Raw genomic sequence first — 10,914 nt, 5'->3', positions numbered from 1 at the left:
ATAGCCAGACAAGGCGCAGGTTGCGGATTATCATTGGCAGATGATTACCGCAATCGCTCCTGTTTTCCGCGCCGCCGGGCAAGCTGACATCGACGCCGTGGTTGCGCTGGTGGAGTCCGCCTATCGCGGCGACTCCGGCCGGCGCGGCTGGACCACCGAGTCCGATCTTCTGGACGGCCGTCGCACCGATGCCGAACTGGTGGCCCCGTTACTGGAGTCGCCGGAGCATGGCCTTATCCTGCTGGCAATCGTCGAGGGTGTGTTGCGTGCATGCTGCCATATCGAGCGGCACGATGATTCGGCGTATTTCGGCATGTTCGCCGTCGATCCATCGTTGCAGGGTAGTGGGCTCGGAAAACACGTTTTGGCCGAGGCAGAACGCATCGCTCGCGAGACATGGCATTGCCGTGCCATGCACATGACGGTGATCGACCTGCGCAGCGAATTGATCGCATGGTACGAACGGCGCGGCTATCGCCGTACCGGCGAATACAAGCCGTTTCCTTACGGCGATGAACGCGTTGGTATTCCGCGTCGCGACGATTTGCGCTTTGAATTACTCGTCAAGGAATTTTCAGGAGCGGCGCCGTGAGCGAGACATGGGTGGAAGTGGGTACGCGCTCGGAGTTGCTACCCGGTGAGTTCAAAGTGGTGTGGGACGGCGATACGGCGATTGCGGTGTTCAATGTCGACGGCGACCTGTATGCCGTGGAAGACATCTGCACGCACGACGGCGGTGAGCTTGCAGGCGGCGAAATCATCGGGGTCGAAGTGGAATGCCCGCGCCATGGTGCGCGATTCGATCTGCGCACCGGGATGCCGACATGTCCGCCGGCGTATGAGCCGATTGCGCGGTTTCCGGTTATGGAGAAAGACGGGTTGATTTGGACACGCGACGATCGATAAATTCACTACTCCGTCATTGCGGCCTTCGCCGGAATGACGAGTTAAAAACTGCTCGTCGATGACGACAGTTATTTCGGATCGAACTTCACCAACACGCGCTGACCAATACGCAACGAAGTCGCGGGCGGCTGATCAAACGTCAGTACGCATTCCACCGAACGCGTATTGGCACGAACCTGCGGATCGTCCTCCAACGTGCTGGCGCCAAACACGTTGCCAATGCGAAGCACGTGCGCCTTCAACGGCGCCAGGCCGCTGCCGCTGTCGTCGTCCACTTCGGCTGTCATGCCTTCATGTACGACACCGACGAAGGACTCGTTGAGTTCCGCGCGTACAATGCGCGGTGAGTCAGGCAGAAACACAAAGATGGGGCCGCTTGCAGGCGAAACCGAAGCGCCGGGTTGAACCATGCGCTGTACGATCTGGCCATCGACAGGCGCACGCAAGGTATGCAGATCGAGTTGGTAACGAGCCGCCGCGACTTTCTGCGATGCGAGCGCTGTGGAGGCCCGTGCGTTGTCCAGCTGGGCTTTGACTTGTTGCGCATTTTCCCGAGCGTCGTCTGCGCTCTGTATGTCGCCCGCGCCGGCACGCGCTGCCTGTTCCAGGCGTGCGGCGCGCAGATCGGTGGATTTCACGCGTTCTTCCAGCGCCGAAGCCTGGGCGCTGGCTTGCTGTTGTTCGGCAAGCGCAGAGTCCAGTGCCAGCTTTGCGGGCTCAAGATCGAGCTGCGCAAGCAGCTGACCTTTTTGCACATGCTCGCCTTCGTGAGCACCTACGCTTTGCACAATGCCTTCGCTGGGCATGGTCAGCTTGAGCAATCCGCCTTCGATATCGATGCGCCCGCGCGCAACGGCGACGTAAGCCGGCGTCGTTGCCTGGGAGGTCGCCGGTGCTTCATCGTGCGAGCAACCGGCCAGCAGCGCGGCGGCAAGCAGAGCAAGCGGAAGGCGAGGGTGGCGCAGATTCATGCAGAAGGCTCCTTGGCCTCGGATGCTTTGGACGCCGATGCAGGCGGCACATGGTCGCTCAGAATGCGACCGTCTTCCATCGCCAGCACACGGTCGGCGTGGCCGACCAGGCGAGGGTCGTGGCTGACGCACAACACCGTGGTGCCGTGATTGCGGGCAATGCGGTGCAGGATGTCGATGATGATCTGGCCGTTGTCCGAATCCAGTGCGCTGGTCGGTTCGTCGGCAAAAAGCAGTTCGGGTTGTTTGGCCAGTGCACGTGCAATGGCTACGCGTTGCTTTTCGCCACCGGAAAGTTCGGCGGGACGAAGGCGCATGCGCGGCCCAAGGCCGACTTCTTCCAGCGACTCCACCGCGCGCTTTCGCGCCATACCTTTGGGAAGACCCATATAACTCAACGGCAACTCCACCTGCTCCAGCGCGGTGAGCGCAGGAAACAGGTTAAAGCCCTGAAACACGAAGCCGGTGTGTTGCAGGCGAAAGCGTTCCAGGTCGTTGATGCTCAGACCGCTCAGTTCCTGCCCCAAGGCGCGTACTCTGCCGCCGTCGGCAGGTTGCAGGCCGCTGAGAATGGCGAGCAGCGTGCTTTTGCCGCAGCCCGACGGACCGGAAATCAGCGTTAGTTCGCTTGCGCAGACATCCAAAGTGAGATTCTGCAGAACCGTGCTATGAACTCGGCCGGACACAAACGACTTGCTGACGCTGAGAGCCTGCAGTGAGACGTTCGTATTTGAAATGGCGTGAGGTGTCGACATGGTCACCTCAGCAAACTTGCAGGATCGGCACGCCGCAGGATTCGCATCGCGGCCAGTCCCGACACGATTGCCAACGCCATGCTCAGTACAAGGCATACGGCAGCGGTAAACGGATGCAGCTCCATCGGCACGCTGCGGTTGCGCGCAACGATCAACAACGCGACGCCGACAACGATGCTGCAGACCATGCCCAGCGCGCCCACCCAGAACGCCTGTTCCATGATCACCTTACGCAATGCGCCGCGGCCCACGCCCAGGGCATTCAACGTGGCGTATTCGCGGATCGAGCCGATAACGGCAGCGATCAGCGTTTGACTGGTGATGATCGCGCCAACCAGAAACACAATGCCCGCCAGAAACAGCACACCGGCGCCAGCGCCCGTGTCGAGCATCCAGTAGATTTGGGATTGCCGCGCGAACTCTTTGGCCGTCCAAACGGTATAGGGGCCGAACGCATCGGACCCGCTAAGCCGCTTGGCGACTATCCGTGCGTTGGACGGATCGCGCAGCTTCGCGACGAAGTAGGTCATCATGCCGGCATCTTCTGGATCGATATCCAACACGCGGGCCGTCTCCAGCGACGCGACGATGTTCACGCCACCCAATGCGCGCAATCCGCTGCTCACGCCGACCACGCGCACGCGTTGACCGTTGATCGCTGCGGTGTCGCCGATGTTGACGCCAAGGCTGTCGAGGTCCGCCTTGTCGACGATCACCGCGCCCGGTTCGTTCAATCGTGCGCGCAATGCGGGTGGCAGTGCGTGCGAAAACATCATGCCGTCAGGGCGGGAGTCGATGCCCGATACAAACACCGACACACCGCCCGTATCGCGCGGGCCGCGCCAGTCGGCATCGACCCAGCGGAAGGGTTCGACTTTGGTGACATCCGGGTCCATGCGAAGCCGCATCGCCACATCTTCATGGATGGGGCGTCCCAGATTGACGCTCTGCGTGCCCGGGTAGCCGGCCCACAAGTCGGCCGAGGAGCCGGTGATGTAAACGCTCGCGCTGCCGAAAATGCCCAGCACCAGTGCCGCCTGCAATAACTGCAGAAGGCTGGCGAATCCGACCGCGAGAATCGCCGGCAGAAACCGTCGCCATTCGTGGACGAGTGTCTTGCGCGCGAGGGCGACCATCAGTCGACACTCTTCTTGACGTTGTTTCTGGCGTTCAGGGCAGGTGCGTCGTAATCGGCGGAGACATCGGGTGTCTGGACCGGTGCGCCACCGAGTGCCTTGTATAGCGAGACATACGCGAGATCGCGTTCGGTGCGTGCCGATACAAGTTCAAGTTGCGCCTGCTGCTGCTGGATCAGCATATCCTGCACGTCGAGCGTGCTGCTGAGTCCCAACTTGCTGCGCTTCTGAAGCGCAACGGTGTTGTCGTCAAGCGATTGCGCCGCCTGTTGGGCGGCGGCTTCACGCTCGTGCAATATCTGCAAATCGCCCATCGAGGTTTCCGCTTCGGCGACACCTTGCAGAACAGCTTGGCGGTAGGCGTAAACCGCAGCTTTCAGCTCGTGGTTCTTCGAGTGTTCCTGTGCAACGCGCGAACCCCATTCGAACAAGGGCATGTCGACAACAGGACCGACCGAAAAAATGCCTTCGCTGGAACGGATGTGATGGTTGTGTGCGATGTTCAACGACCAATCGAGCGAACTGCCCAACCCAATATGCGGAAAAATGTCGGCGCGGCTCAAGCCCGCTTCGCCTGCAGCGCGCAGCACATCGGCTTCGGCGCTTGCGATTTCCGGACGTGCGCGCAGCATGTCAGCCGGTGCGCTGGTCAGCTGCCAATTGCCGAGCTGCGGTTGTGTACCGGGTACGAGCCATGACGAATCGGGCTCGGCTTGTCCGAGCAATACGGCGAGCTGCTGCGCATTGGCGTTGATCACCCGCTCAGGATCGGCGAGTGCCACGTCGGCACGTGCCAGTTCCGCTTCACCGGCGGTGACATCGGTGGGTGAAATCAGCTTGAGGTTGGCGCGTACTTGCAGCAGTTGCAGTTTTTCGCGATCGGCATCGCGGACCGCTGCGAGCAGGCGAACCTGTTCTTGAGCCGAACGCAACTCGATCCAGCAGCGCGCCACCTCGGCGACCAGCGTCACGTCGGTGCTTTGCAGCTGAGCTTGTGCGGAATCCAGTTCACCCGTAGCAAGGCGGCGATTGCTTTTAAGCGCGCCAAAAAACGGAATTTCCCAAAGGGCATCAAAGCCGGCAATGAAGTACGACGCACTGGCGTCGGGCTCGATGACCTGATTTGTATCGCCCTTCAGACTAGGCAGATACTTGTCGTTGGAGTGCCGATAGAGGGTGCGCGCGGCAAGCATGCGCTCTCTTGCAGCGGCGACGTCCAGGTTGTTGGCCAGCGCCCGCTGAACGAGGTCATTCAAGACAGGGTCGTTAAAGGCCAGCCACCAGCTATGTAGATCTGGCAGTGCTGGATCTCGGGGTGCCGCGGACCCATTACGCCAAGCTTGCGGTGCAGGTGGTTTCAGGTCAGGCAAGGGCGCGGCGCTGCAGCCCACCAGCAAGGCCATAACCAGTGCAGGGAGCAGGCGTAGGCAGGCCGTTTGGGAGCGGCCTCCACGGTTTGGGTTGCGCAAAGCAAAATCGTGCACGGATGGCAGGCCGTTAAAAGAGAGCGTGCAAACTGTAAGCATAGCCGGTTAGGGCAAGCTGATGGGCTTGCTTACGCTGGGCTTGCGGCCCCGGAAAGGAGACCGAAAGGGGGTAGTCGTCAAGATGGCAGTCACTTTTGATGGAGTGTGTGCGTGACTGCCTGGAACATCCTCTGCGACTTCGACGGCACTATCTCGGTCGAAGACGTGATCGACTCGCTGTTGGACCGCTTCGGTCGTCCCGGATGGGAGGCCCTGGAGCAGGACTGGCGCGCCGGTCGCATTGGTTCGCGTGAGTGCATGAGCGGGCAGGTTGCCTTGCTGGACATGAAGCGCGAAGAACTGGACACGCATCTGGATGGGCTGTGGATCGACCATGCGTTTCCGGCCTTCGTGGCGCGCGCTGGCGAATTGAACACGCCGATCCGGGTCGTTAGCGATGGCCTGGACTACGCCATTCATCGCATCCTGGGCCGTTACGGCCTGGATAACCTTCCGCTGGCCGCCAACCATCTGGCGCCGGCTACGCCACCCCGCCAGTGGCAGCTGACTTCGCCGTTCCAGGCTGAAGGTTGCCGCAGCGGCACCTGCAAATGCGCGTGTGTCGCGCAGGCTCGCACGGACGGTGCCAAGACGCTTCTGATTGGCGATGGCGCGTCGGATTTCTGCGCCGCTGATCGCGTCGATTTCGTGTTTGCTAAGCATCGTTTGATTGAGCATTGTCGTTCGGCAGGTATTGCGTACGTGCCGATTACCGGTTTCGAGGATGCGCTCGAGTTGCTGCCCCGTCTGCTTGACGGCAGCTTGCTGGCCGAGCACGAACCGCACGCACTGCCTGCTGTGTCCAACTTCTGATCCATTCCCCCTTCGGGTTTTCCAATGAACGCTTACGATCCGAACGCCGCAACCGGCGTGATACCTGATGCGCAGCTGCTTGCAGACGAGGCGCAGTACAGCTCTTTTGGCGATACGGTTCACTACGTCGATCCGCCGAAGATTTTCCGTCACGGCGAAGGCAGCTGGATGTACGACACCGCTGGCGTGCCGTTCCTCGATCTGCAGATGTGGTACTCGGCCGTCAATTTCGGTTATGCCAACAAGCGCCTCAATGACACGCTGAAGCGTCAGATCGATGTGCTGCCGCAGGTGGCCAGCCAGTATCTGCACCAGACGCGTATCGAGCTGGCCAAGACGATTGCCGTCGATGCACAGCAGAAGTTCGGTTTGAAAGGCCGCGTGCATTTCAACGTCGGTGGCGCGCAGGCGGTTGAGGATTCGCTCAAGCTGGTGCGTAACTACAAGAACGGCAAGAGCCTGATGTTTGCGTTCGAAGGCGGCTATCACGGCCGTACGCTGGGTGCGTCGTCGATCACGTCGAGCTATCGCTACCGTCGTCGCTTCGGTCATTTCGGCGAGCGCGCGATGTTCATTCCGTTCCCGTATCCGTTTCGCCGCCCGAAGGGCATGACGCCGGAAGAATATTCCGATGCGTGCGTGCGTCAGTTCGAGCGTCTGTTCGAAACCGAATACAACGGCGTGTGGGATCCGAAGGTCGGTCAGGCCGAATACGCGGCGTTCTATGTCGAGCCGATCCAGGGCACGGGTGGCTACGTCATTCCGCCGAAGAACTTCTTCAAAGACCTCAAGAAGGTGCTCGACAAGTACGGCATCCTGATGGTGGTCGACGAAATCCAGATGGGTTTCTGGCGTACCGGCAAGCTGTGGTCGATCGAGCACTTCGGCGTGACGCCGGACGTGATCGTATTCGGCAAGGCGCTCACCAACGGTCTCAATCCGCTGTCGGGTCTGTGGGCGCGCGAAGAGATGATCAATCCGACCATCTTCCCGCCGGGCTCCACGCACTCTACGTTCAACTCCAATCCGCTTGGCACGTCGCTCGGTCTCGAAGTCATCAAGATGGGCTACGAGCTGAACTACGAAAAGACCGTGGCGGAGAAGGGCGCGCACTTCCTCGATGCGCTTAAGGATCTGCAGAAGCGCCACAAGGAAATCGGTGATGTCGACGGTCTGGGTCTGGCGCTGCGCGCGGAGATCTGCACTGACGATGGCTTCACGCCTAACAAGGCACTCTTGGACAAGATGGTCGATATCGGCCTGGCGGGGGACCTCGAGCATAACGGCAAGAAGATCGGCCTCGTGCTGGACGTGGGCGGTTGGTACAAGAACGTGATTACGTTCGCTCCGTCGTTGGATATCACGCACGAAGAGATCGATCTGGCCATTGCCCTGCTCGATCAGCTGCTGACCAAGGCGAAGAAAGCGATGTGATGTGTGGCTACGGACGTCTGGACGTCCGTAGCCGAGTACGGTTCTTGTCGTAATTTCCCATGCAGGGGAAGCTGGCAAACACGGCGGTGCTCAGGCACCGCCGCTTTTTTGTGGCTTTTGCCCGATCGGAAAAACGATCTCCACGCGCAGGCCACCTTCGTTGCCAGTCATGTAACGCGCGCGTCCATCGTGCCATTCCGCAATGCGTTGCACGATGGCCAATCCCAGCCCACTGCCTGCCTCTTCGATGCCGGGAACGCGGAAGAAGCGTTCGCCTAAACGCTCCAGCCAAGCCGGTGGAACGCCGGGGCCGTTATCTTCAACGGCCAGACAGATCTCGTTGCCCTCCTGGGCGAGCGACACCGTCATCATGCTTCCGCGTCCGGCGTACCGCAGGCCGTTGTCGATCAGATTGTCCAGCAATTCCTGCAGGCGATGACGATCGCCGTCGATCCACAACGGACCGGACGGTCCTTCGTAACCCAGATCGACATCGGCAACGAGCGCTTCGTGCACGCGTTGTCCAACCAGCTCGGGAATCACGGTTGCCAGATTAAGCAACTCGGTATCGCCCGCTTCGTGTTCGGTGGTCTGTGCGCGCGTCAGTGCGAGCAATTGACTGGATGTGCGGTTGGCGCGCTGGATGAGGCGTTCGATGTGGTTCAGTGCATCTCGAATGGTTTCGGGATCGGAACTGGCTTGCGCGCGCTCGGCGTGCACGCGCAGACCCGCCAGCGGTGTGCGCAATTGATGCGCAGCATCGGCGATGAAGCGTTCGTGCAAAGCCAGCATGCTGCGCAAGCGCCCAAAGAGACCGTCAATGGTGCGCGTCAGTGGAAGAATTTCCACCGGTACGTTTTCATCGCCAATCGGTGCCAGATCGTGCTCGCGACTGGCAATTTGTATGGTCAACGGGTCGAGCTGACGAAGTCCCTTGCGAACGCCCAGCCACACCATCACGAATGCCACAAGGAGCAACAATGTCTGCGCGGGAATGCTGAGAAAAAGAATCTGGCGTGCTTCCTGATGACGATCGCGCAGTGTTTCTGCGACGGTGACGAGCAACTGATCGCTGGGGTCGCGCGTGTTGGTCATCACCAGGCTGGCAGCACGCAGCGCGCGTTTTTCGATCTGCACATCGTATAGGCGCGGGTCATCGCTTTGGCCGCTATCGGGAAACAGCTTGTCCGGCGGTTGCAGCACGGGATTGCCGGCGATGAAGCCATGCTTGGCGCTGAACACGCTGAAATAGTTGTGTCCGTCCGGTTCGTATTCCAATAAAAACTGAGCTTGCGGCGAAACGCGGCCGTCCGGACTCTCGGTGGCCATCATTTGCACAAGGGTCAGCGTGTCATTGAGAAGACTCTCGTCGTGAACGTGATTGGCGTAGATCAGCGCGCCGAAGTAAGTGATGAGGCTGTTGAAAATCAGCAGTCCCGTCAGCGGCACAAGCAACGTGGTCAGCAAGCGTTTGCGCAGGCTTTGACGCCCTTCGCGCAGCAGCGTGCGATGGTTCATGCCTGCTTGACCTCTTCCAGCAGGTAACCTAATCCGCGAATGGTGCGCACCTGTGTGCCGGAATCGGTGAGCTTGCGGCGCAGGCGGTAGATGGCAATGTCCAGTCCGTTATCGGTGAGTTCTTCGTCCCAGCTGCATAAGGCTTCGATCAATTGCGCGCGGCTGGTGACACGATCGGGCCGTGCGGCAAGTGCTTCCAGCAGGCCGAATTCGCGCGCGGTGAGTTCGAGCGGCGTGTCGTCGACCCATGCGCGATGGCCTGGAAGATCGAGGCGCAGACGGCCGAGCGTCAGCTCCGGCGCGCCTTGCGTAGTGTAGCGACGAAGCAAGGCGCGTACGCGCGCTTCGAACTCGGCCAACGCGAAGGGTTTGACGAGGTAATCGTCGGCACCCAGATCCAGTACGCGCACACGCTCGCGCAAACCTTCGCGTGCCGTGATCACCAGCACAGGCAATCCACTTCCGCGCTTGCGCACGCGCTGCAGCACTTCGCTGCCATCCAGCGCAGGCAGGCCAAGGTCAAGTACAAGCAGATCGTAAGGCGTGTCTTTCAACGCGGCATCGGCGCGTGCGCCGTCGGATACATGATCCACGGCATGCCCACCCTGGCGCAGCGCGGCGCTTACGCCCGCAGCGATGGAGGGATCGTCTTCGGCGATCAGGATACGCATCGGTTACTGGGCTCCGTCAGGCCTGGTCCACTAAAGCAAGGTATTTCCATGAATTTCAGTATCTTCCAACGTCGTGCATGAACGCTGCATGCCCGGATGCGCAGCTTAGCGCCTGCCGCGAAATGAGCACAGCCATGGGGTCCCTGACATAAGGGCGGCGAGCGGGCCAATCAAATGCGTTTGATCGATGAAACGGCGATTTGCTCTCGTACGAAGCCGCGCGACAAGCGCCTTGGATGAGAGGCGTGTGACCTTTGGCCGATGCCGCTTTCGGTATGCTTGGCGCAGGCTCGGCGAATATCTCGAGGGAGAGGGGCGATGAAGTCTGCTATCGGTAGGGGTGGGCCTTGGCTCGCCGCGTTGGTGGTGATGTGGTCATGTCAGGCTGGTGCACAGGTGGCAACGCATGCTGCCAAGCCGCAGCCGGCGCCGTCGTCGAGTGTTGCCGCACCGGAAGACATTCCGTTTGCGCCCGCACACGAGACGATCATTACGCAGCAAAGTTCATCCAATGCATGGGGTGGCGAGCGTACGGGTAACGAATCGACGCTTTCCGATCGCGTCGTGAGTTACACCATCAACGCGGATCTCGATGCAGCGAAACATGCGGTCACGGCGAAGGAACACATGACCTGGCGCAATCGCAGCGATCGCGATGTGAGCAGTGTCTACTTCCATTTGTATCTCAATGCCTTTCAGAACGAGGGCAGCACGTTCTTTACCGAGCGCCGGGTGCTTACGGCGCACGGTTCGTCGCGCGGCGACGCCGTGCTCGAAAAAGGGCAGTGGGGCGGGATTCGGTTGCAGCAGGTGCAACAGAACGGTACGCCTGTGAAATGGAGCTTCGTGCATCCCGATGGCGGTCCGGATACGGACCAGACCGTGGTGCGTATCGATCTTGCTCAGCCGATTCCGGCAGGCGGCACGCTTGCACTCGATATCGATTTCGTCAGCCAGCTGCCGCGTGTGGTGGAACGCACCGGCTGGTTTGGCAATTTCAATCTTATCGGTCAGTGGTTCCCCAAGATCGGCGTGCTGGAATTGCCCGGCGAACGCGGTGCGACACAGGTGCGCTGGAACGTGCATGAGTTCCACTTCGAGAGCGAGTTCTACGCGGACTTCGGCTTGTTCGATGTGCACATGACGGTGCCAAGCGATTACACCGTCGGTGCCGTGGGTCAGCT

10 protein-coding genes and 1 pseudogene are annotated in these 10,914 nt (G+C 60.4%); 5 read left to right on the top strand and 6 right to left on the bottom strand.

The features are described from left to right. Positions 1-40: 40 nt before the first annotated feature. Together VK725_RS04840 and VK725_RS04835 are read left to right on the top strand one after the other, a co-directional pair. The gene (locus VK725_RS04840; RefSeq protein ID WP_325316925.1) at positions 41-592 is read left to right on the top strand and encodes a GNAT family N-acetyltransferase; all 552 of its coding nucleotides are present in this window, start codon (positions 41-43) and stop codon (positions 590-592) included. Beyond that, a complete protein-coding gene (locus tag VK725_RS04835) occupies positions 589-906 on the top strand; it encodes a non-heme iron oxygenase ferredoxin subunit (RefSeq protein WP_325316924.1) in 318 nt (105 codons plus the stop codon). The genes VK725_RS04840 and VK725_RS04835 overlap by 4 nt, the downstream gene beginning before the upstream one ends. Positions 907-974: 68 nt before the next feature. Here the strand turns inward: VK725_RS04835 and VK725_RS04830 are convergent, their stop codons facing one another. The 4 genes from VK725_RS04830 to VK725_RS04815 are packed head-to-tail and all read right to left on the bottom strand — an operon-like array spanning position 975 to position 5,024. Next, positions 975-1,877, bottom strand: coding sequence for an efflux RND transporter periplasmic adaptor subunit (locus VK725_RS04830; RefSeq protein WP_325316923.1), 903 nt, complete (start codon positions 1,875-1,877; stop codon positions 975-977). Next, the gene (locus VK725_RS04825) at positions 1,874-2,632 is read right to left on the bottom strand and encodes an ABC transporter ATP-binding protein (protein ID WP_325316922.1); all 759 of its coding nucleotides are present in this window, start codon (positions 2,630-2,632) and stop codon (positions 1,874-1,876) included. The genes VK725_RS04830 and VK725_RS04825 overlap by 4 nt, the downstream gene beginning before the upstream one ends. Before the next feature lie 2 nt (positions 2,633-2,634). Further along, positions 2,635-3,768 carry an ABC transporter permease gene (locus VK725_RS04820; RefSeq protein ID WP_325316921.1) on the bottom strand — a complete coding sequence of 378 codons (1,134 nt, stop codon included), beginning with the start codon at positions 3,766-3,768 and terminating at the stop codon, positions 2,635-2,637. Next, positions 3,768-5,024, bottom strand: a complete 1,257-nt coding sequence (locus tag VK725_RS04815; RefSeq protein WP_325316920.1) for a TolC family protein — start codon at positions 5,022-5,024, stop codon at positions 3,768-3,770. The genes VK725_RS04820 and VK725_RS04815 overlap by 1 nt, the downstream gene beginning before the upstream one ends. Positions 5,025-5,405: 381 nt before the next feature. On the opposite strand from VK725_RS04815, the gene VK725_RS04810 reads away from it, so the two are divergent. Both VK725_RS04810 and VK725_RS04805 read left to right on the top strand, forming a co-directional pair. Beyond that, positions 5,406-6,107 carry an MtnX-like HAD-IB family phosphatase gene (locus tag VK725_RS04810; RefSeq protein ID WP_414648451.1) on the top strand — a complete coding sequence of 234 codons (702 nt, stop codon included), beginning with the start codon at positions 5,406-5,408 and terminating at the stop codon, positions 6,105-6,107. Positions 6,108-6,131: 24 nt separating this feature from the next. After that, entirely contained in the window at positions 6,132-7,541 is a 1,410-nt protein-coding gene (locus tag VK725_RS04805) for an aspartate aminotransferase family protein (protein ID WP_325316918.1), read from the top strand. A gap of 90 nt (positions 7,542-7,631) precedes the next feature. Here the strand turns inward: VK725_RS04805 and VK725_RS04800 are convergent, their stop codons facing one another. Continuing rightward, complete coding sequence (locus VK725_RS04800) at positions 7,632-9,059, bottom strand: sensor histidine kinase (RefSeq protein ID WP_325316917.1); 1,428 nt, start codon at positions 9,057-9,059, stop codon at positions 7,632-7,634. Then, positions 9,056-9,730, bottom strand: a complete 675-nt coding sequence (locus tag VK725_RS04795; RefSeq protein WP_325316916.1) for a response regulator transcription factor — start codon at positions 9,728-9,730, stop codon at positions 9,056-9,058. Before VK725_RS04795 ends, VK725_RS04800 begins: the two co-directional genes overlap by 4 nt. 318 nt (positions 9,731-10,048) lie before the next feature. Here VK725_RS04795 and VK725_RS04790 point away from each other — a divergent pair. Next, positions 10,049-10,914: pseudogene (locus tag VK725_RS04790) on the top strand (M1 family peptidase); the annotation flags it as partial.

The organism is Dyella sp. (assembly GCF_035486915.1).
GTDB lineage: Bacteria > Pseudomonadota > Gammaproteobacteria > Xanthomonadales > Rhodanobacteraceae > Dyella_B.
Note: the sequence above shows the minus strand (reverse complement) of the source record. Positions and strands in the feature narration are given on the sequence as shown.

Coding starts and splice junctions, on each gene's coding strand:
- VK725_RS04840 (WP_325316925.1), top strand. CDS start 41: ATGATTACCGCAATCGCTCCTGTTTTCCGCGCCGCCGGGCAAGCTGAC.
- VK725_RS04830 (WP_325316923.1), bottom strand. CDS start 1,877: ATGAATCTGCGCCACCCTCGCCTTCCGCTTGCTCTGCTTGCCGCCGCG.
- VK725_RS04825 (WP_325316922.1), bottom strand. CDS start 2,632: ATGTCGACACCTCACGCCATTTCAAATACGAACGTCTCACTGCAGGCT.
- VK725_RS04820 (WP_325316921.1), bottom strand. CDS start 3,768: ATGGTCGCCCTCGCGCGCAAGACACTCGTCCACGAATGGCGACGGTTT.
- VK725_RS04805 (WP_325316918.1), top strand. CDS start 6,132: ATGAACGCTTACGATCCGAACGCCGCAACCGGCGTGATACCTGATGCG.
- VK725_RS04800 (WP_325316917.1), bottom strand. CDS start 9,059: ATGAACCATCGCACGCTGCTGCGCGAAGGGCGTCAAAGCCTGCGCAAA.
- VK725_RS04795 (WP_325316916.1), bottom strand. CDS start 9,730: ATGCGTATCCTGATCGCCGAAGACGATCCCTCCATCGCTGCGGGCGTA.